Origin of the sequence: Halomonas sp. SSL-5 (assembly GCF_030708455.1) — a bacterium.
GTDB lineage: Bacteria > Pseudomonadota > Gammaproteobacteria > Pseudomonadales > Halomonadaceae > Halomonas.
Window position 1 is genome coordinate 81,934 of the sequence record NZ_JAUYWF010000007.1, and the last position, 20,255, is coordinate 102,188.

The 20,255-nt window shown below is 70.1% G+C and carries 13 protein-coding genes; 8 read left to right on the forward strand and 5 right to left on the reverse strand.

Annotation, left to right across the window (positions count from 1 at the left end; translation table 11 throughout):
* Position 1: 1 nt before the first annotated feature.
* Positions 2–379, forward strand: a complete 378-nt coding sequence (locus RAN53_RS09730) for a holo-ACP synthase (RefSeq protein ID WP_305796623.1) — start codon at positions 2–4, stop codon at positions 377–379.
* Here the strand turns inward: RAN53_RS09730 and RAN53_RS09735 are convergent.
* The gene (locus RAN53_RS09735; protein ID WP_305796624.1) at positions 319–3,042 is read right to left on the reverse strand and encodes an ATP-binding protein; all 2,724 of its coding nucleotides are present in this window, start codon (positions 3,040–3,042) and stop codon (positions 319–321) included. The two genes, RAN53_RS09730 and RAN53_RS09735, sit on opposite strands and share 61 nt — an antisense overlap.
* 110 nt (positions 3,043–3,152) lie before the next feature.
* Between RAN53_RS09735 and cysM the strand changes: the two genes are divergently transcribed.
* From cysM to ppc, 5 genes are read left to right on the forward strand one after another with little or no spacing between them, the layout of a single operon-like run.
* Positions 3,153–4,049 (forward strand): cysteine synthase CysM, encoded by an 897-nt coding sequence (gene cysM, locus RAN53_RS09740; RefSeq protein WP_305796625.1) that lies wholly within the window; start codon positions 3,153–3,155, stop codon positions 4,047–4,049.
* A 3-nt stretch (positions 4,050–4,052) separates the two neighbouring features.
* Complete coding sequence (locus tag RAN53_RS09745) at positions 4,053–5,504, forward strand: TRAM domain-containing protein (protein ID WP_305796626.1); 1,452 nt, start codon at positions 4,053–4,055, stop codon at positions 5,502–5,504.
* On the forward strand, positions 5,497–7,794 hold the full coding sequence (gene relA, locus RAN53_RS09750; RefSeq protein ID WP_305796627.1) for a GTP diphosphokinase: 2,298 nt from the start codon (positions 5,497–5,499) through the stop codon (positions 7,792–7,794). The genes RAN53_RS09745 and relA overlap by 8 nt, the downstream gene beginning before the upstream one ends.
* The gene (gene mazG / locus RAN53_RS09755; RefSeq protein WP_305796628.1) at positions 7,791–8,738 is read left to right on the forward strand and encodes a nucleoside triphosphate pyrophosphohydrolase; all 948 of its coding nucleotides are present in this window, start codon (positions 7,791–7,793) and stop codon (positions 8,736–8,738) included. The genes relA and mazG overlap by 4 nt, the downstream gene beginning before the upstream one ends.
* Positions 8,735–11,383: a phosphoenolpyruvate carboxylase gene (gene ppc / locus RAN53_RS09760; RefSeq protein WP_305796629.1), complete on the forward strand. Its 2,649-nt coding sequence runs from the start codon at positions 8,735–8,737 to the stop codon at positions 11,381–11,383. Before mazG ends, ppc begins: the two co-directional genes overlap by 4 nt.
* A 150-nt stretch (positions 11,384–11,533) precedes the next feature.
* Here ppc and RAN53_RS09765 read toward each other — a convergent pair whose 3' ends face one another.
* From RAN53_RS09765 to RAN53_RS09775, 3 genes are all read right to left on the reverse strand, one after another.
* Positions 11,534–12,166, reverse strand: coding sequence for a hypothetical protein (locus RAN53_RS09765; RefSeq protein ID WP_305796630.1), 633 nt, complete (start codon positions 12,164–12,166; stop codon positions 11,534–11,536).
* Between the two features lie 172 nt (positions 12,167–12,338).
* Positions 12,339–13,247 carry a ketopantoate reductase family protein gene (locus RAN53_RS09770; protein ID WP_305796631.1) on the reverse strand — a complete coding sequence of 303 codons (909 nt, stop codon included), beginning with the start codon at positions 13,245–13,247 and terminating at the stop codon, positions 12,339–12,341.
* A complete protein-coding gene (locus tag RAN53_RS09775; protein ID WP_305796632.1) occupies positions 13,247–15,181 on the reverse strand; it encodes a DNA topoisomerase III in 1,935 nt (644 codons plus the stop codon). The genes RAN53_RS09770 and RAN53_RS09775 overlap by 1 nt, the downstream gene beginning before the upstream one ends.
* Before the next feature lie 118 nt (positions 15,182–15,299).
* On the opposite strand from RAN53_RS09775, the gene RAN53_RS09780 reads away from it, so the two are divergent.
* Together RAN53_RS09780 and RAN53_RS09785 are read left to right on the forward strand one after the other, a co-directional pair.
* The gene (locus RAN53_RS09780) at positions 15,300–16,544 is read left to right on the forward strand and encodes an ABC1 kinase family protein (RefSeq protein WP_305796633.1); all 1,245 of its coding nucleotides are present in this window, start codon (positions 15,300–15,302) and stop codon (positions 16,542–16,544) included.
* 249 nt (positions 16,545–16,793) lie between these two features.
* The gene (locus RAN53_RS09785; protein ID WP_305796634.1) at positions 16,794–18,620 is read left to right on the forward strand and encodes an SEC-C domain-containing protein; all 1,827 of its coding nucleotides are present in this window, start codon (positions 16,794–16,796) and stop codon (positions 18,618–18,620) included.
* Between the two features lie 130 nt (positions 18,621–18,750).
* Here RAN53_RS09785 and RAN53_RS09790 read toward each other — a convergent pair whose 3' ends face one another.
* The gene (locus tag RAN53_RS09790; protein WP_305796635.1) at positions 18,751–20,130 is read right to left on the reverse strand and encodes an AmpG family muropeptide MFS transporter; all 1,380 of its coding nucleotides are present in this window, start codon (positions 20,128–20,130) and stop codon (positions 18,751–18,753) included.
* Positions 20,131–20,255: the final 125 nt, after the last annotated feature.

Here is a 20,255-nt window from a genome sequence, read left to right on the forward strand (position 1 = left end):
CATGATCCTGGGGATCGGCACCGACATTGCCAGGGTGGCGCGCTTCGAGGCCGCCCTGTCACGCCGGGGCGAGCGGCTGAGCGGGCGCCTGCTGGGCGAGGTGGAGCGGGAGCGTTTCCAGTCCCATGCTCGGCCCGCGGCCTTCCTGGCCAAGCGCTTCGCGGCCAAGGAGGCCTTCGTCAAGGCGCTGGGCACCGGGTTGCGCAACGGCATGCGCTGGACCGAGATCCAGGTGGTCAATGACACCCTCGGCAGGCCCTCGCTGCTGCTCGCCGGCAAGGCCCACGACCTGGCGCTGGCCGCCGGGGTGCGTGCCACTCACCTGTCGTTATCCGACGAGGTGGAGTTCGCGGTGGCCTTCGTGGTGCTGGAGGGGTGACGCTCCAGGGGATTTTCGCTTCGCCAGCGGCGCAGCTCCGCCATGGCGCAGAACAGGTCCTCCAGCAGCGGTGTCACGGCCTCGCGCCCGCGGGTCCTCAGGCGGGTCTCCATGGTCTCGGCGAGCAGCCCCAGGCGCGGCGCCCCGCAGTAGCGGCAGGCGCCGTTGAGGGCGTGAATCGCGTCCAGTAGCGCCTCGTCATCCTGCTCGGCGTGGGCACGACGGATCTCGGCCTCGCTCTCGTCGAGCGAGTCGGTCAGCTGGTCGAGCAGCTGGCGGGCCAGCGCCTCCCGGCCGCCGGCCAGGTCCGTGCCCAGCGACAGGTCCACCGCGTGCAGCTCCGACGCACCGGCCCGGGCGGGCACCGTGGCGGGGCTGGCGAGCGGTGCCGTGAGATGGTCGGGCGCGCTGCCCAGATGGCGAGTCAGCAGGGCGGCCAGCTCCTCGGCGTCCAGCGGCTTGACCAGCACGTCATCCAGGCCGCTGGCCAGCAGGCGTCGACGCTCGTCCTTCAGGGCATGGGCGGTCACGGCGACGATCGGCGTGCGGCCCCATGCCTCCCCGAGGCGACGCAGCGCACGGCTCGTCTCGATGCCGTCCATGCCCGGCATGCGGATATCCATCAGCACCAGATCGAAGCCCTGCCGGCGACCCAGGGCCACGGCCTGTTCACCGCTGCTGGCCAGGGTGACCTCCATGCCGGGCCCGGACAGCAGTTCGCCCATCAGCCGGCGATTGGCGTCGTTGTCGTCGACGGCGAGCAGGCGCAGGCGGGCCTCGGAGTTCCTCGAGGCGTCGCCGTCATCGGCGGCCTCCTGCCGCTGGGGCAGCAGGCGCTCGATGGCCTCGGCCAGGGTATGGCGGGCCAGCGGCTTGGCCAGGATCTCGCCGCCGTGGGGCAGCGGCAGGTCGGGGAAGTCCAGCGGGCTGGCGGTGCACAGCAGCAGGGCCGGGCAGGGCAGCTCGGCGAGGCGTTCGCGCCAGCGGCGCAGCCAGTCGGGGCGGTAGGGCGGAGTGCCCAGGCTGGCCACCAGCAGGCTTGCCGAGCCGGGGCTCGATGCCCTGGCGTCCAGCGTCCTGGCGCCCCAGCGACGCAGCAGGTGCTGCATGGCGCGTCGCGTGGGCGGATGTGGCTCCTCCAGCAGGATGCACTCCCCCGCCAGGTGCAGCTCCGGTGGCCGCTCCGGCCCGGCTTCGCCGGCCAGCGGCAGGGTGAAGGTGAAGGTGCTGCCGCGTCCCGGCTCGCTCTTTACCCCGATCTCGCCGCCCATCTGCTCCACCAGCTGGCGGCAGATGGAGAGCCCCAGTCCGCTGCCACCGAACTCCCGTGAGTGGCTGGGCGCCGCCTGATGAAAGGCATCGAACAGCCGGCGGCAGTGCTCCGCGGACAGGCCGATGCCGGTGTCCGACACGCTGATACTCAGGGTGACCCCGGTGGGGTCGCTCGCCTCCACCATGACCCGCACCATGACCTCACCACGCTCGGTGAACTTGACCGCATTGCTGACCAGGTTGGTCAGCAGCTGGCGGATGCGCATGGGGTCGCCATGCAGTACCGGCGGCACGTCGTCATAGACCATGCCGACCAGCTCCAGCCCCTTCTGCTGGGCCATGGGAGCCTGCAGGGCCAGCACCTCGTCGACCAGTTCCACCATCTCCACCGGCAGCTGCTCGAGCTCCAGCCTGCCCGCCTCGAGCCGGGAGTGGTCGAGCACATCATTGACCAGCAGCAGCAGGTTGCCGCAGGCGCGGTTGACGTGCTCCAGCCACTCCCGCTGGCGGGCATCCAGCGGCGAGCGGCCCAGCAGACGGCAGAAGCCGACGATGCCGTTGAGCGGCGTGCGGATCTCATGGCTCATGTTGGCCAGGAACTCCGACTTCACGCGGTTGGCCTCCACCGCGCGTCGATGGGCCAGGTCAAGCTGCATGTTCTGGACCTCGACGGTCTCCATCGACTCCTCGAGCTCCGCGGTGGCCTGGGCGATCTGGCGCTGCATCTCCTCGCGGGCCTCCTCCAGTCGCGTGGCCAGTGCATTGATACGGCTGCCCAGGGGAGGCAGCTCGGCGGGTGAGGGGGGCAGGGCAGGCGCGGGTTTGCCCCTGATCAGTCGTTCCAGGGCGGCATCTATCTCCTCGAGGGGACGCTGCAGGCGCCGGTAGGTGACGCTCGTGGCCAGCGCGAGTACGCCCGCGCCCAGTACCAGCAGCAGGCCGGCACTCGCCAGCTGTCGGTAGTGCTCGAGCAGCAGCCCGCTGGCATCGATATCCATGACCAGGCGCTCGCCGCTGCCCTCGAGGGGGTCGCTCATGCGCCAGTGGCCATCGCCATGGCGCTGCCATCCCGGCTCGGCGTCGAGGGGCACGCCCGCCTCGAGGCGCCCGATCTCCACGCGTGGCGTGCCGCCGGCATCGACCACCGCCACCGCCTTCACCTCCTTGAGATCGAGCAGGCGGCCGGCGCGTTCTTCCAGGGCCCGAGAGTCATTCGCCCGCAGGGCGGCCGACAGACCGGGCTCGATCAGGCCCACGGCCCGCGCCAGCTCCGCCTCGAGCCGCGCCTCATGGTGTCCTTGGTGCAGGGGCAGGGTGATGAGCGCCACGCTGATCATCAGCAGCATGGGCAGTACCAGGGCGATCAACAGCAGGCGCAGCTTCAGTGACATGGGGACTCTCGGGTGAGGGTGACGCGAAACGCCACGCGGCCGAGGATGCCTGTCCACCCCGGAGCCACGCGGATATAATGTTGAAAATACCTTTAGAGAAGGATGCTTGCATGCATTTTCCCACCATCGAGGAGAGCGTCGGCCATACCCCGCTGGTGCGCCTCAAGCGGATCGGCGCCGGCCGCAACAATGTTCTGCTAGCCAAGCTCGAGGGCAACAACCCGGCGGGCTCGGTGAAGGATCGCCCGGCCCTCTCCATGCTCGAGCAGGCCGAGGCCCGCGGCGAGATCGTGCCGGGAGACACCCTGGTCGAGGCCACGTCGGGCAATACCGGCATCGCCCTGGCCATGGCGGCGGCCATCAAGGGCTATCGCATGGTGTTGATCATGCCAGAGAACGCCTCGGAGGAGCGCAAGCAGTGCATGGCCGCCTATGGCGCCAGGCTGATCACGGTCAGCAAGGCGGGGGGCATGGAGGAGGCCCGCGACCTGGCCGAGGCCATGCTCGCCCGCGGCGAAGGCAAGCGTCTCGACCAGTTCGCCAACCCCGACAATCCGCTCTCCCACTACCGCGGCACCGGCCCGGAGATCTGGGAGCAGACCGGCGGCACGGTGACCCACTTCATCAGCTCCATGGGCACCACCGGCACCATCATGGGGGTCTCCCAGGCGCTCAAGGAGCGCAATCCCGGGGTCGAGATCATCGGCCTGCAGCCCGAGGACGGCGCCAGCATCGCCGGCATCCGCCGCTGGCCGGCGGAGTACCTGCCGAGCATCTTCGATGCCAGTCGCGTCGATCGCGTGCTCGATATCGGCCAGCACGAGGCCGAGGTGCACATGCGCCGCCTGGCCCAGGAAGAGGGCATCCTGGCCGGCGTCAGCTCCGGTGGCGCCCTGGCCGGTGCCCTGCGCGTTGCCGAACAGGTGGAGAACGCGGTGATCGTGTTCATCGTCTGCGACCGCGGCGACCGCTACCTCTCCACCGGCCTGTTCGCCCCGGAGGCCTGAGCCATGGCGATGCTGGGCAAGCGGCGGCCGCCCCGTGAGCGGTCGGGTATCTCCGGTCTGCAGGGCCGTCAGCCCTCCCCCGGGGCGGCGGCCAAGGCGGCGGACGCTGGCGAGGCGCCGGGTCTGCTGATCGAACGGCTGGCCCATGATGGTCGGGGGCTGGCGCACGATGCCGCCGGCAAGGCGCTGTTCGTCGAGGGCGCGCTGTCCGGCGAGCGAGTCGAGGCGGCGGTCCATCGCACCCGCAAGCGCTTCGATGAGGCCCATGTGCGTGAGGTGCTCGAGGCCTCGCCGGAGCGCGTCGAACCGCCCTGCGGCTACTATGCACGCTGTGGCGGCTGCGACCTCCAGCACCTGGCGGTGCCCGCCCAGCGGCGTCACAAGCAGGCGGTGCTGATGGAGCTGCTGGCCCGCCAGGGCATCGATATCGACGGCGAGCCCGAGCTGCTGGCCGGCGCCAGCCATGGCTATCGCCGGCGGGCGCGGCTGGGGGTGAAGCGGGATGCCGAGGGTCGCCTGCATCTGGGCTTTCGGGCGCGGCATACCCATCGCCTGGTGGATATCGAGCACTGCACCATCCTGGTGCCGGAACTCGATGCGCTGCTGGCGCCCCTGCACCGTCAGGTGGCGTCGCTCCAGGCGCCACGCCAGGTGGGGCACCTGGAGCTGCTGGCCAGCGACCAGGGCACCACCCTGGTGGTGCGTCAGCTGAAGGAGCATGCCGCGGATCGCGAGGCCTGGCGTGCCTTCGGCGCCGCGCACGGGGTGCACCTGGCCTGGCTGGCGGGACGCGAGGGCCCCGTGCTCGAGTGGCTGACCCCCACGCCGGCGCTGAGCTGTCGAGTGCCGGGGGCCGGGAGAGAGCTCGAGCTGGGATTCGCCCCCGGCGACTTCCTGCAGGCCAATGCCGAGGTCAACCGACAGATGGTCACCACCGCCCTCGAGTGGCTGGGAGCGCTCGATGGCGCCTCGCTGCTCGACCTCTTCGCCGGGGTCGGCAACTTCAGCCTGCCCCTGGCGTCTGCCGGGGCTCGGGTGACCGCGGTGGAGGGTAGCCCGTCGATGGTCGAGCGCCTGGAACACAACGCCCGGGCCAACTCGTGGGGGCCGGGCCTGGCGGTCACGGCCCGCCAGGCCGACCTGGCCGAAGAGGGCGCCGTGGCGGCGCTGCTGGCCGATGTCGCCCCCGAGGTGGTGGTGCTCGACCCGCCGCGGGACGGCGCCGAGGAGGCCGCCCGGGCGCTGGTGGCCGCGCCGGTGCCGCGCGTGCTCTATGTCTCCTGCGATCCGGCCACCCTGGCCCGGGATGTGGCACACCTCGTGCATGGTGGCTATCGGGTCACGCGCATCGCGGTGGCGGACATGTTCGTGCACACCTCACACCTGGAATCGATGCTGCTGTTCGAGCATTCGCGGGCTCGGCGGCAGCGGCAAGGAGCATCAGCCGATGGTTAAAGTCCGTGAGGACCAGCCCCTGACCGCGTCGGGGCGCGTGGATATCGACCTGTGGGTGGCGCGCCTGCAGGAGGACGTCAAGCTTCGCGACCCGGGCAGGATGGTCGAGGCCTGCCGTCTCGCCGAGCGGCTGGAGCGCGAGTCGGAGCGTCCCCACCGCGACTGGCTGGCGGAGAGGTCGAGCTTTCGCATGGGCCTGGAGATGGCCGATATCCTGGGGGAGCTCAGGCTCGACCAGGCGGTACTCGAGGCCGCCGTGCTCTATCGCGCGGTGCGTGAGGGGCTGATCGGCCTGGAGTCGGTCACCAAGCAGTTCGGCGGCGAGGTGGCCAGCCTGATCGACGGCGTGCTGCAGATGGCGGCGATCAGTGCCACCCAGCTGCCGAGCCAGGCGATGAGCCAGCATGACCAGCAGGACAACCTGCGCAAGATGCTGGTCAACATGATCGACGATGTCCGCGTTGCACTGATCAAGATCGCCGAGCGCACCTGTGCGCTGCGCCAGGTCAGGGACGCCCCTCGCGAGAAGCAGCTGCGCGTGGCCCGGGAGGTGTTCGACATCTATGCGCCCCTGGCCCATCGCCTGGGCATCGGCCACCTCAAGTGGGAGCTGGAGGACCTCTCCTTCCGCTATCTCCACGAGGACGACTACAAGGCCATCGCCCGCCAGCTGGCCGAGAAGCGCCTGGATCGCGACCGCTATATCGCCGAGGTGGTCGACACCCTCAAGGCGCTGCTCGAGGCCCAGGGCATCAATCGCTATGACGTCGATGGCCGGGCCAAGCATATCTACTCGATCTGGCGGAAGATGAAGCGCAAGCGCATCGACTTCTCCCAGGTCCATGACATTCGCGCGGTGCGCATCCTGGTGCCCGAGGTGGCCGACTGCTACACCGTGCTGGGGCTGGTGCATTCGCGCTGGCACCACGTGCCCAACGAGTTCGACGACTACATCGCCAACCCCAAGAAGAACGGCTATCAGTCGCTGCATACGGCGGTGATCGGGCCCGAGAGCAAGGTGCTGGAGATCCAGATCCGCACCTTCGCCATGCACGAGGAGGCGGAGCTCGGGGTGTGTGCCCACTGGCGCTACAAGGGCCACGACACCAAGGCCAAGAGCAGCAGCTACGAGGAGAAGATCGCCTGGCTGCGCCAGGTGCTGGAGTGGCAGGAGGAGGTCGGCGACTTCGGCGATCTGCGCGAGGGGCTCTCGAGCGACGTGGCCCCGGATCGCATCTATGTCTTTACCCCCGACGGCCATGTCATCGACCTGCCGCGCATCGCCACCCCCATCGACTTCGCCTACCGGGTGCACACCGAGGTGGGCCATCGCTGCCGGGGGGCCAAGGTCAACGGGCGCATCGTGCCGCTCACCTATCGGCTCAAGACCGGCCAGCAGGTGGAGATCCTCACCGCCAGCAAGGGCGGCCCCAGCCGCGACTGGCTCAACCCGAGCCTGGGCTATGTGCGTACCTCCCGTGGCCGTGCCAAGATCCAGGCCTGGTTCAAGCATCAGGCCCGCGACCAGAACCTCGAGGAGGGGCGTGCGCTGTTCGAGCGCGAGATGAAGCGCCTCGATCTCGAGGACATGGACCTCGATACCCTGGCCCACAAGGTCAACTACCAGAGCCCCGATGACATGTATGCGGCGCTGGGGGCAGGCGACCTGCGCATCGGCCAGGTGCTGCACCAGGCCCAGCAGCTGTTCGGCGAGAATGACGACCAGGAGCAGCTCGAGCGCCTGCTGGCCAAGCCCAGGCGCTCCCCCGCCAAGGGGGAGAAGAGCGATATCACCGTGCTCGGGGTCGGTAACCTCAAGACCAGCATGGCCAACTGCTGCCACCCGGTGCCCGGCGAGCCCATCGTCGGCTTCATCACCCAGGGGCGCGGCGTCACGGTCCATCGCCAGGACTGCCCCAACATCCTCCAGCTGCGCCTCGACGAGCCCCAGCGCATCATCGAGGCGGAGTGGGGCGAGCGGGCCCGCACCCAGTATCCGGTCAATATCGAGGTGCAGGCCTGGGACCGCTCCGGCCTGCTGCGCGACGTCACCGGGGTGCTCGGCAACGAGAAGGTCAATGTGCTGGCGGTCAACACCCTCACCGACAGCGACGACGGCATCGCCCGCCTGCAGATCACCGTGGAGGTGGATGGCCTGGAGACCCTGGGGAGGCTCTTCTCGCGCATCCAGCAGCTCTCCAACATCATCGAGGTGCGCCGCCTGCGCGGCGGCGCACCCGGCGAGCGCCGGGGCAAGGGGAAGGGCAAGGGCAAGGAGAAGAAGCCATGAGCCGGCGCCATACGTTGGACGATCTGCTGACCCTGATGGCGGTGCTGCGCGACCCCGACCAGGGCTGCCCCTGGGACCTCGCCCAGGGGTGGGACTCCATCGTCCCCCACACCCTGGAGGAGGCCTACGAGGTCGCCGACGCCATCGAGCGCCGCGCCTGGGAGGAGCTGCCCGGCGAACTCGGCGACCTGCTCTTCCAGGTGGTCTACTACGCCCGCTTCGGCGAGGAGGAGGGGCGTTTCGACTTTGACGACGTCGTGGATACCCTCACCGCCAAGATGCTGCGCCGCCATCCCCACGTCTTCCCCGACGGCACCCTGGCCTCGCGTCGCCCGCCGGGCGTGACGGCCGAAGAGATCGAGCGCCACCAGATCCACTCGCGCTGGGAGGCGCTCAAGGCCGAGGAACGCGCCGAGCGCGCCAGTGCCGAGGTCGCCTCGACGCAGGACAGCGCCTCGGCGTCGGTGCTGGATAGCGCCGCGGCTTCGGTTCTGGATGACGTCCCGCGCAACCTGCCGGCGCTATCCCGCGCCGCCAAGCTCTCCAAGCGCGCCGCCCGGGTGGGCTTCGACTGGCCCGACGCCCGTGGGGTGATCGCCAAGATCCGCGAGGAGCTCGACGAGGTGGAGGAGGCGCTGGCCGAGGGTGACCGGGACCACGCCGCCGAGGAAGTGGGCGACCTGCTGTTCGCGGTGACCAATCTCGCCCGTACCCTCAAGGCCGACCCCGAGCGATGCCTGCGCGCCACCAACGCCAAGTTCGAGCGCCGCTTCCGCCATGTGGAGGCGGCCCTGGCCGCCGAAGGTGGCAGCCCCGAGGCGGCCGATCTCGACACCATGGAGCGACACTGGCAGGCCGCCAAGCGCCTGGAGGCGCGGCACCCGGACGCCGACCGCGCCCTCGACAACAACGCCACCGCCATTCCCGGAGAGCCACGGTCATGAGCCACGATCTGCACGAATCCCTGCGCGACAACGTCCGTATCCTGGGCGACAGCCTGGGGCGCACCATCGCCGATGACCTGGGCCATGGCTTCGTCGACAGGATCGAGGCCATCCGCGGCTTCGCCAAGCGTGGCCGCCAGGGCGACGAGGCGGCCCAGCGCGAGCTGATCGACTACCTGCGTTGCCTGCCCGACCGCGACCTGCTGCCGGTGACCCGGGCCTTCAACCAGTTCCTCAACCTGGCCAATATCGCCGAGCAGCACTACCGGGCGCGCTTCCGGCGTGTCGAGGACTATCGCCCGGGCACCCAGCCGGTGCTCTCGGAGCTGCTCGAGCGGGCGCGCGGTGCCGGCAACTCGCCGCGCAAGCTGGTGGAGAGCCTGGCCGGCATGCGTGTCGAACTGGTGTTGACCGCCCATCCCACCGAGGTCATCCGGCGTACCCTGATCCAGAAGTACGACGCCATCGACGACTGCCTGACCGCCATCGAGTCCTCGGCGGACTATCCCGAGCGCGGTGCCCGGGCCAAGGGGCGCCTCGAGGAGCTGATCGGCCAGGCGTGGCATACCGACGAGATTCGCCACGAGCGTCCCTCGCCGGTGGATGAGGCAAAGTGGGGCTTCGCGGTGATCGAGAACTCGCTGTGGCAGGCGGTGCCCGACTTCCACCGCGACCTGGACAACCTGCTGCTGGAGACCGCCGGCGAGCGCCTGCCGCTGGACGCCGCGCCGATCCGCTTCGCCTCCTGGATGGGGGGCGACCGCGACGGCAATCCCAATGTCACGTCCCGGGTGACCCGCGAGGTGCTCCTGCTGGGGCGCTGGATGGCCGCCGACCTCTACCTGCGTGACCTGGAGCAGCTCAAGGCCGAGCTCTCCATGTGGAAGGCCAACAGCGCGCTGATGGCTGAGGTCGGCGATGCGGCCGAGCCCTATCGCGAACTGCTGCGTCGGCTGCTGGCGCGGGTCGAGGCGACCCGCGACTGGGCCAAGGCGAGCCTCGACGGCAGGCCCTACGACGGCGGCCCGATCATCGAGAGCCGCGACCAGCTCTATTCGCCCCTGCTCGCCTGCTACCGCTCGCTGTGCGACGTGGGGCTCGATACCATCGCCAACGGCGCGCTGCTCGACACCCTGCGCCGGGTGGCGGTGTTCGGCGTTACCCTGACCAAGCTCGATATCCGCCAGGAGGCGGGGCGCCATGCCCAGGTGATGGAGGAGCTGACCGACGGCCTGGGGCTCGGCCACTATCGAGAATGGAGCGAGGAGCAGCGTCAGGCCTTCCTGCTCGAGGAGCTCGCCGCGCGACGGCCGCTGATTCCCCGGCGCTGGGAGTGCTCGCCGGAGTCCCGGGAGGTGATCGATACCTTCCGGGTGATCGCCGCCGAGCAGTCCGAGGCGTTGGGGACCTATGTCATCTCCATGGCGGCAGAGCCCTCCGACGTGCTGGCCGTGGCGCTGCTGATGAAGGAGGTGGGGGGTGAGGTCAAGCTGCCCATCGCGCCGCTGTTCGAGACCCTGGACGACCTCAACCATGCCGGCGAGGTGGTCGACCGGCTGCTGGCGCTGCCCGGCTACCGTCGCCACGCCGGGGATCGCCAGGAGGTGATGATCGGCTATTCGGACTCGGCCAAGGATGCCGGCCAGCTGGCCGCCGCCTGGGCCCAGTACCGCGCCCAGGAGAGCCTGGTCGAGGTGTGTCGCCGACACGCGGTGGACCTGACCCTGTTCCACGGCCGCGGCGGTACCGTGGGGCGTGGCGGCGGCCCGGCCCACGCCGCCATTCTCTCCCAGCCGCCGGGCTCGGTGAACGGCAGCCTGCGGGTGACCGAGCAGGGCGAGATGATCCGCTTCAAGTTCGGCCAGCCGGAGATCGCCCTGCGCTCCATGGAGATCTACGCCTGCGCGGTGCTGGAGGCGACCCTGTTGCCGCCGCCGGACCCGGAGCCACGCTGGCGCGAGGAGATGGACCGCCTGGCCGAGATCGCCCATGGCGCCTACGTGGGGGTGGTGCGCGAGGATCCCGACTTCGTGCCCTACTTCCGGGCGGTCACCCCGGAGGGCTCGCTGGGGCGGTTGCCGCTGGGCTCACGGCCCACCAAGCGCCGCCAGGACGGCGGGGTGGAGACCCTGCGCGCGATCCCCTGGATCTTCGCCTGGACCCAGATCAGGCTGATGCTGCCGGCCTGGCTGGGCAGCGGCGAGGCTTTCGCCACGCGTCTCGAGGAGGAGGGCGGTCGCGAGGTGCTCCAGGAGATGCGCAATCGCTGGCCCTTCTTCGGTACCTACCTGGACATGCTCGAGATGCTGCTGGCCAAGGCCGATGTGGGCATCGCCGCCTACTACGAGCATCGCCTGGTCGACGAGCCGGCGCTCAAGGCACTGGGCCAGCGCCTGCGAGATCGCTTTGAGCGCCTCAACGAGGTGCTGCTGGAGATCCTCGAGCAGCAGGAGCTGCTGGAGAACACCCCGCTGATCCACCAGGCAATTGCCGTGCGCAATCCCTACATCGACCCGCTGCACGGCCTGCAGGCGGAACTGCTGCAACGTAACCGGGACGCCGACGGGGCGATCAGCGCCGATCTCTCCCGGGCGCTGATGGTGACCATGGCGGGTATCGCCGCGGGGCTGCGTAACACGGGTTAGGCCTTCGGCCAGGAGCAAGGGGCAAGGAAACAAGGATGCGAGGGCGTTGCGTTCATGCCTGGGAGCGTCGCTACGCTGCTTGCGCCTTGCGCCTTGCGCCTTGCGCCTTGCGCCTTGCGCCTTGCGCCTTGAAGCGGCGTGGCCGCGCTCTTAGAAGGGAATATTGATCGAGGCGGTCAGCAGGTTGAGGTGGGCCATGTCCGGGGCGTCGTACTCCTCGACCTCCAGGCGGCTGGTGAAGCCAGGGAACTGCAGCCGGGCACCGAAGCCCCGCACCCGGGTGGTGCCGGCCTCATCGAAATCGCCGCGGGGAATCACGGCATCTCCCTCCCAGCCGACCAGGCCGGACTTGGCATAGAGGCCGAAGCGGCCCAGACGCACGCCCGCCACAAGGCTGCCGCCGAGGCTGACGGTATTGACCAGCAGCTGCTGGTCGCCGAGGCGGGTGGGCACTTCGTCGCTCTCGCGGTAGCTGAATTCGGCAGCGAGATCGAGCCTGGGCAGCCGGAAGGGACTGAAGCCGGCGATCAGGCGAAAGCCGGAGGTATAGCCATCGGGGGTTTCGATGTCCTGGCCGTCGATGGTGACGCCGTTGTCCAGGCGCATCAGGTCTTGCGGGTGACCGGCGTAGGCGGGGCTTTCGCTATCGGCTCGCTTGGCCTTGCTGGCAATCTCGTCCCTGGCAATGTCGTCGTCGAGGCCTCCCTCGGCGGCGGCCGCCCCCTGCGACACGGCGAGGGCAAGGCAGGCCAGCAGCACGGCGATGGTGTGACGGGATGTCATGTGTCCCTGTCCTTGCGCTACGGCCTGACCCGAAGGGACAAGCCGCAGGGCGAGTAGCGATGAGATCCCTCTAGGCTAGCAAGCCGCCTCGAGATCTGCCAGCTATTGGCGCGTGAATCCAGGCTCCCGGAGGTGGCATTGCCGGCTAGAAACGCCCGCGTGGGTGCCCGAGTTATCGGCGCTCGGCCCCGGCCATGGCGGCAAGGAGGGCAGCCAGACGCGGCGTGGCCAGGCCGTGGCGGGCGGCGGCGGACACCAGAGGCCCCAGGATGGCCTCGTGCTCGGTGGGGCGCCCCGCCAGCACATCCTGAAGCATCGAGGCGCGGTTATCGGCGGTGGCCGCCACCACCTTCCAGACCAGCGCCCGCCAGCCCGCCAGGCCCTCGCCCTCCGCTGGGGTGACCCCTTCGGCGGCCATCACCCCTGCCACCTCGGCGATGATCGCCTCCACCTCGGCACGGTAGGGGGCATCGCGCAGCTCGCCATTGCGAATCCGGTAGCGTGCGACCAACGGGTTGATGGCGGCGTTGACGGCGAGCTTCTGCCATAGCCGGCACCGGATGTCCGGCACCGCCGCGGAGCGAAGGCCGGCCTCGCTCAACACGCCGGCCAGTGATTCGGCGAGGGCAGCATGGCCGCCGTCCAGGCTGCCGATGGCGGTGTCGCCATGCCCGGCGTGAACCACCCGGTCATCCGCTTCCACATAGGCGCCTTCGGTGGTGGTGGCGCAGAGCACCGGACCCGGGTGACGCGCGCTTAGCCGCGGCTGGGAGTGAAAGCCGTTCTGCCACAGCACCAGCGGGGTATGCGCAGGAAGGTGCCCGGCCAGGGCCGCATAGGCCGCCTCGGCGGCGTAGGCCTTGGTGGTCAGGTGAACGATGTCCGGGGAACCCTGGGGCGGGCTGGTCCGGGTGGTGACCTCGAGGCTCGACGCTTCACCCTCGGGTGTGACAAGGGTCTGGCGGCTGGGCAAGTGGCGGCGGCCGATCAGCGTCACCCGCTGGCCGTGCTGGACCAGGCGCAGGGCGAGCAGGCGGCCGATGGCCCCAGGGCCGACGATCCAGTGGTTCAGACGGGCCATCAGCTGCCCTCCTTGCGGCGTCGCGGCGCGCGGCGCTTGCTGCCCTTGGGTGCCGAGCGACCGGGACTCCGACGCCGAGACGCCCGCTGGGGTATCTTGGCCTCCTCGCCCTCGGCGTTATGCAGCGCCTGGCGCAGGCGACCGGCATCCGCGGCGCCGAGCAGCGCACGCAGGTCGGCTACCAGCGACTCGAGGAAGGGGGCGGGCGCGGCGGCCTCCTCGGCGATGGCGGTGAGTCTCTGCTCCCATAGCGCGGTGCGCTCGGGGCGGCCGACCGCCTCGGGCAGCGAGGCGATCAGTGCACTGCCCAGGCGGGTGGCGCGCAGCGCCTTGCCCTGGCGTACCAGATAGCCGCGCTCCACCAGGGTCTCGAGGATGCCGGCCCGGGTCGCCTCGGTGCCCAGGCCGTCGTGCTCGCGCAGGGTGCGCCTGACGGCGGGGTCGTCCACGTAGCGGCCGATGTTCATCATCGCCTTGATCAGGCTGGCGTCGTTGAAGGGTTCGGGCGGGCGGGTCTCGCGATCCTCCACGCCGGCCTCTTTTACACGACACCCCTCGCCCTCGGTGAGGGGCGGCAGCGGCGGCGCCTCGTCGCGGGTGGTGAACAGCGGTTTCCAGCCCGGGTCGAGGATCTCCTGGCCCCGGGCGCGAAAGGTCTCCTCGAGGATGCGGAACTCGGCCTTCACCTCGCGGGTGGAGAGCGCGGGGTAGAACTGGGCCAGCACGTTGCGGGCGATCAGCCGGAAGACATTGGCCTCGGTGGCCGAGAGCCGCGTCGGGTCCATGGGACGCCCGGTGGGCGCCAGGGCGTGGTGGGCGCCCACCTTGGCGTCGTTCCAGGCCCTGGAGCGACGCGAGAAGTCGGCGCCGGAAAGCCACCCGCGCAGGGTCTCATCGTCCCGGCAGGCGCTCTGCAGAGTGCTGCGGGCGGCGGCGAAGTGCTCCTCGGGCAGGTAGCGGCAGTCGGAGCGCGGGTAGGTGATCAGCTGGTGGCGTTCGTAGAGCGCCTGGCAGGTGTCCAGTACCACCTTGGCGGAGATGCCGTAGCGCCTGGCGGCGTCGACCTGCAGCGCCGACAGCGAGTAGGGCAGGGGGGCGGCCTGGCGCTTCTGCTGGGTCTCCAGGGACTCCAGTCGGCCCTCGGCCCCCGGCAGGCGCTCGGCCAGGGTCGCGGCGGGCTCCCGGGCCAGCAGGCGCCCCTGGTCGTCGAGCGGATGGTGCTCCCCGGGGGCCCACCAGGCGCGCAGCTCACCGTGCGCCACCGCGAGGTCGGCCCACAGCACGAAGAAGGGCCGGGGCGTGAAGTCGCGGATCTCGGCATCGCGGCGCACCACCAGGCCCAGCACCGGCGTCTGCACGCGGCCCACCGAGAGCACACCATCATGGCCGGCCTGGCGACCGGTCAGCGTCCAGGCCCGGGTCAGGTTGATGCCGTACAACCAGTCGGCGCGGGAGCGGGACTCGGCGGCGCGGTAGAGCGGCTGGTAGCGACCGTTGTCCTCCAGGCGTGCAAGCGCCCGCTGCACCGCGGGGCGGTTGAGGTCGCTGACCAGCAGTCGGGATACCCTGCCCTTCCAGCCGAGGTACTCGATCACCTCCTGGACCAGCAGCTGACCCTCGCGGTCGGGGTCCCCGGCGTGCACCACCTCGTCGGCCGTCTTGAGCAGCTTGCGAATCGCCGCCAGTTGGCCGCGGGCCTTGGGGCGAGGCGCGAGCTTCCAGCGCTCGGGCAGGATCGGCAGGGTATCCAGGCGCCACTGCTTGAGGGCGGGATCATAGGCATCGGGGGGCGCCTGCTCCAGCAGGTGGCCCAGGCACCAGGTCACGGTGGTATCGCCCACGGCGATCGCCCCCTCCACCTTGCGGGGGGAGCCGGGCAGGGCGTCGGCGATGGCCCGGGCCAGGCTGGGCTTCTCGGCGATGATCAGGCGCATGGCGGCCTCGGGAACGGTGAAGTATGGACATTCTTCCAGTGTTCGTGGCGATTGGCCAGGTGTCACGTGTCAGATATGGTGTACAATTCCTGTATCATTATTTTTCGGGGTCCATGAGATGCGTGAGAGAGGCAGGACGAGGCGACTGCTGGGACTGGGGGCGCGCACCGGCGGGGCGCTGCTGAGGACCCGGATGGGCGGTCAGGCCGACTGGCGCGCCCTGGGCGAGGCGCTGTTCGAGGGGCTCTCCGAGCTCAAGGGGCCGGCCATGAAGCTGGCCCAGATCATGTCCCAGTGGGATGACCTGTTGCCGCCGGACCTCGCCGAGGAGCTGGCCCGGTTGCAGCGTCAGGCCGAGCCGATGCCCTGGAAATCGATACGCCGCACCCTGGATGACCACTATGGCGATATCGATGGGGTGTTTTGTGAGGTCGAAACGAAGCCCTTCGCCAGCGCCTCCATGGGGCAGGTGCATCGTGCGGTGACCCGCGACGGCGAGACCCTGGTGCTCAAGGTGCAGTACCCCGGCCTGGCCGAGGTGCTGGAGGGGGACCTCGCCCAGGTCAGGCGTCTGATGCGTCTGGGGCGCTGGTTCAAGGTGCCCCAGGCGCGCCTCGATGCGTTGTTCGAGGAACTGGCGGCGAGCCTGCGCGGTGAGCTGGACTACCATGCCGAGGCCGCCGCGCTGGCGCGCTATCGGGAGCGCTACGCCGACTGGCCGGGGCTGGTGATCCCCGAGCCGCTGCCGGACTACTCCGGCGAGCGGGTGCTGGCCATGCGTCATGTGCCGGGCACCCCGCTGCGCGAGCTGGAGGCCGCCGACGATGGCACCCGCCAGCGCATCGCCCGGACGCTGGCCGACTGGCTCACCGAGGAGCTCTTCACCCATGGCGAGCTGCACGCCGACCCCCATGCCGGTAACTTCGCCGCCGACGCCGAGGGGCGGCTGGTGATCTATGATCTGGGCGCGGTCATACCCGTGCCCGAGGCGCGGCTCAAGGCGATGATGCGCCTTCTCGAGGCTACCCTGGCCGGAGACCCGATGGCCATGGACAGCGCGCTGCTCGCGCTGGGCGGACGCCAGGGGCAGGGCGCGCCGCTGGCGCTCTACCGGGAATCCGCCGAGGCGGTCTCCGCGCTGTTCGCCCCCGGCGAGCAGGACTTCGGCGATGTGCGGGTCCATCGTCGCCTGCGCGAGCTCTCGCCCAAGGTGTGGGCGGCCATGGACCGCCTGCAGCCTCCCGCCGACACTCTGCTGCTGTCGCGAACGCTCAACGGCCACTACTGGAACCTGGTTCGCCTCGGCGCCCGACTCGACATGCGCTCGCGCACCGACCCGCTGCTGGCGTGGGCCAGGCCCTAGCGGTTATTCCGGGCAAGGTTATCGTGGAAGGAACGCTCGCGGCTGTTCCGGCGACAGGCCTTCGGGGAGGCGCTGTGAACCCTTCCCTGGGCGCTACCGATGCCATCCCTGGCATAGGACCTCCCCTTCGACCTGTCCCCGGCGCCTCTCGCTTCGGGTAGCTGGATAGCTCGAACGCAGCAGCTAGCGGCTGCCAAGCCCCCGCGCAGACTGCTAGACTGTGCCGTTTTCCGGACGGTGGAGTGCGCAATGCTGGCGGTATGGGTCGAACAGCTGCTGGGATTTGCCTCGGGAGCGCTCAAGGCGATTCGCCAGGACGAGCGCTATCCGACGCTGATGGCCTGGGCTCGGGAAGAGGGGCCCGCGCTGGTGGGCGGCAATCTGCCGCTGGCCCAGGCGTTGGCGCCGGAGTTGTGGTCCCAGGCGCCGCTGGCGCGCCTGGACTTCCGCTGCGAGCCGTTGGCGCGCCCGGGACGTAACGAGCCCTGCTGGTGCGACTCCGGTCGCAAGACCAAGCACTGCTGTGGCGCCGTGACGCTGCCCGGCTCGGTGCCCGATCACCTGATGTGGATGCTCTCGCTGCGCGACTGGAAGGGCGACACCCTCAAGGCGGCGCTGGCCAGTGGCCGGGCCCCGGCCCAGGCGCTGCTCGAGGCGGGCCTGATCGCCGCCGAGACCGGCCAGCGCGGGCGCGCCCAGCAGATACTGGAGTCGCTGTTCGAGCGTGGCGACTGGTCGCGGCTGCCGGAGCAGGCCGAGCCCGCCTTCGAGATCCTCATCGACCTCTATCAGGAGCGCGGCTTCCATCGCAAGCGCGAGAGCCTCCTCGATGCCGTGCTCGAGCATGGTCCGCTGTTCCTGCGCGGCGTGGCCCTGGAGCGGCTGTGCCTGATGCACCTCGACAACGACGACCTGGACAGCGCCCGGGCCGCCTTCGTGCGCGCTCAGCAGGCGCTGCCCGACTCGCCCACCCTGGCCTATATCGAGGCCATGCTGCTGCTCCACGAGGGGCACGAGGAGGAGGCCGCCGAGCGGGCGCGCTTCTGGTTCCGGCGCCTGGCGCGCCAGGGCGACCTGGACCCCGACCAGCTGCAGTTCCTCGCCGACCTGGCCGAGAATCCCGGTGCCACCCTGGCCGAACAGTTGCTCAACGCCGAGGAGGATCTGGCCGGGCCGCTGGCCTCGCTGCAGGCGCTCCTCGAGGAGCTGCCCATCGCCCCGCGCCTGGCCGTGTCATGCACGCCGCAGGGCCGGCTCGAGTATCGCACCACGGCCCGGGAGGACACCCTGCACGCCGCCTGGCGCCAGGTCTTCCCCGTCTCGGCCGTCCTCGACTCGCCGCTGGGGCTCGAGGACGATCCCTGGCCGAGTGCCGCGGAGTGGCTGCCCGAGCTGTGCAGCCATCCGGAGTGGCTGGATGCCCCGGCGGTCATGCAGGAGCTGGCGCTGGCGCTGACTACCCGCTTCGGCAGCCTGCCGTGGATGGCACCCAGCCTGTTCGTGCCGCTGGCCAGCCGGCTGGAGCGCTGGCTCGAGCAGGTGGCGGCAGAGGGCCCCGGCACCCTGGCCTGGGAGGACGCCGACAACGCCCTGCTGCTGCGCACCGGGCTGGCGCTGGTAGTGGGCATGGAGCGCGGCTCCCGGGAGCGTTCCCGGCGGCTGGCCGAACGCCTGCTGGCGCTGGATGACCATGACAGCCTGGGGCTGCGGGAGCTGGTGCTCGACCAGCTGCTGCGGGATGGTCGCGACAGCGATGCCCTGGCGCTCAGCGAGCAGCCGCCGGAAGCCGAGGCCGAGGGGCCGGCGCTGGGCGTGCTGATGGGGCGGGCCCTGGCACTTTATCGCCTCGACCGTCCAACGGAAGCCGCACAGGCACTGAACGAGATCCATGCCCACAACGCCCACGCGCTGAGACTGCTGTGTGCTGACCACCCGCGGCCGGTGCCGGGAGGCGATGATGGCCCCGCGGAACCCGGCAGCCGCGCCGAGGCCTGGCAGTATCGTACCCTGATGCGCGACCAGTGGCGGGCGACCCCGGGGGCACTCGCCTGGCTGCAGGCGTGGCTGGACGGTTAAGAAAGGATGCCTCGCAGACTAGCGGGAATGAGTTCGGTTGGGGCGCCTGGCGGCGCCATTCGCCCGGCCTAGACGGCCTCCCACGGCACTGCAGCTCGCTAATTGTGGGCAGGTTCCCGCGCCTGGCGTCTCAGGTTTCCCCTGGTTGTGGTGCCGGCTGCGGCGCGGGCACCAGCTCCCGGTCTCGGCTGATCCATAGCGCCAACAGCACCGCCGGAATCCCCATGATGGCGGAGATCATGAAGAAGGTGGCGTAGCCCTCGACCTCGACCACCAGCCCACCGAAGCCGCTCAGGAACTTGCCGGGCAGGGTCATCAGCGACGAGAACAGCGCATACTGCGTCGCGGTATAGGCCCGCGACGTCAGGCTGGAGAGAAAGGCGATGAACACCGCACTGGCCAGGCCGTTGGCCAGGTTATCGCCGACGATGGCCATCACCAGCAGCGGCAGGCTCTGGCCGGTGAGCGCCAGGGCGGTGAACAGCAGGTTGGTGAGTGCCGCCGCGGTGGCGCCCAGCACCAGGATGGGCCCGATGCCGTAGCGGGCCACCAGGAGCCCGCCCAGCATGCCACCGGCGATGCTCATGGCGATGCCGAAGGCGTTGGTGACGTTGGCGATCTCGGTCAGCGTGAACCCCAGGTCGATATACAGCGGGTTAGCCATGGAGGCCATGGCCAGGTCGCTGATGCGGAATACCGCCACGAAGAGCAGCAGCCACAGGGCCTTGCGCCGATAGCGGGTGAAGAAGTCGGTGAAGGGGCAGACGATGGCCCCGATTATCCAGGCCCCCAGGCGCCGCAGCGTCCTGGGCTTGCCGCGGCTGGCACTCAGGAAGGCACGCACGCGCGGCTCGTGGATCAGCTGGCTGGTCAACGAGAGGCGCTCGGGCTCGGGACGCACCAGCACCGTGATCACGCCGATGCCGACCAGCGCGGCCATGGTCAGGTAGGCGGCCTCCCAGGAGAGCCAGGAGGCGACGTAGAGCGCCCCGGCGCCGGCCGCCAACAGGCCGCCGCGGTAGCCGATGATATAGGTGGAGGCCATGGCCGCCTGGATGTCCTCGGGCGCCGACTCGATGCGGAAGGCATCGATGGCGATGTCCTGGGTGGCGCTACCGAAGGCGACCAGCAGGGCGAAGGCGGCCACCAGCGGCAGGTGACCCAGCGGGTCGACCCCGGCCAGCCCCACCAGGCCGGCGACGATCATCGCCTGGGCCAACAGCATCCAGCCGCGTCGCTGGCCGAGGCGGCGGGTCAGCAGCGGCAGTGGCAGGCGGTCCACCACCGGGGCCCAGAAGAACTTGATCGAATAGAGCATGCCGATCCAGGCGAAGAAGCCGATCGCCGCCACCTCGACGCCATCGCTGCGCAGCCAGGCCGAGAGCGTGGAGAACACCAGCAGGAAGGGCAGGCCGGCCGAGAAGCCCAGGAACAGCATGGTGAGGACGGGGGCGCGCAGGTAGATCGCCAGGGAGGCTTGCCAGCTTCTCTGGACGGTAGGCGTCGGCATGGGGCTCTCCTTGCAACGGTGTTAGAATCCTTGCCTCTTTCGCCGGGTACCCGGCCCGCGAGACGGGTCGCACAGGGCAGCAGTCGATTGTTGCAGAGCCCCGGCAGCGATACCAGCGTCCAGCC

Coding starts and splice junctions, on each gene's coding strand:
- RAN53_RS09730 (WP_305796623.1), top strand. CDS start 2: ATGATCCTGGGGATCGGCACCGACATTGCCAGGGTGGCGCGCTTCGAG.
- RAN53_RS09735 (WP_305796624.1), bottom strand. CDS start 3,042: ATGTCACTGAAGCTGCGCCTGCTGTTGATCGCCCTGGTACTGCCCATG.
- cysM (WP_305796625.1), top strand. CDS start 3,153: ATGCATTTTCCCACCATCGAGGAGAGCGTCGGCCATACCCCGCTGGTG.
- RAN53_RS09745 (WP_305796626.1), top strand. CDS start 4,053: ATGGCGATGCTGGGCAAGCGGCGGCCGCCCCGTGAGCGGTCGGGTATC.
- relA (WP_305796627.1), top strand. CDS start 5,497: ATGGTTAAAGTCCGTGAGGACCAGCCCCTGACCGCGTCGGGGCGCGTG.
- mazG (WP_305796628.1), top strand. CDS start 7,791: ATGAGCCGGCGCCATACGTTGGACGATCTGCTGACCCTGATGGCGGTG.
- ppc (WP_305796629.1), top strand. CDS start 8,735: ATGAGCCACGATCTGCACGAATCCCTGCGCGACAACGTCCGTATCCTG.
- RAN53_RS09765 (WP_305796630.1), bottom strand. CDS start 12,166: ATGACATCCCGTCACACCATCGCCGTGCTGCTGGCCTGCCTTGCCCTC.
- RAN53_RS09770 (WP_305796631.1), bottom strand. CDS start 13,247: ATGGCCCGTCTGAACCACTGGATCGTCGGCCCTGGGGCCATCGGCCGC.
- RAN53_RS09775 (WP_305796632.1), bottom strand. CDS start 15,181: ATGCGCCTGATCATCGCCGAGAAGCCCAGCCTGGCCCGGGCCATCGCC.
- RAN53_RS09780 (WP_305796633.1), top strand. CDS start 15,300: ATGCGTGAGAGAGGCAGGACGAGGCGACTGCTGGGACTGGGGGCGCGC.
- RAN53_RS09785 (WP_305796634.1), top strand. CDS start 16,794: ATGCTGGCGGTATGGGTCGAACAGCTGCTGGGATTTGCCTCGGGAGCG.
- RAN53_RS09790 (WP_305796635.1), bottom strand. CDS start 20,130: ATGCCGACGCCTACCGTCCAGAGAAGCTGGCAAGCCTCCCTGGCGATC.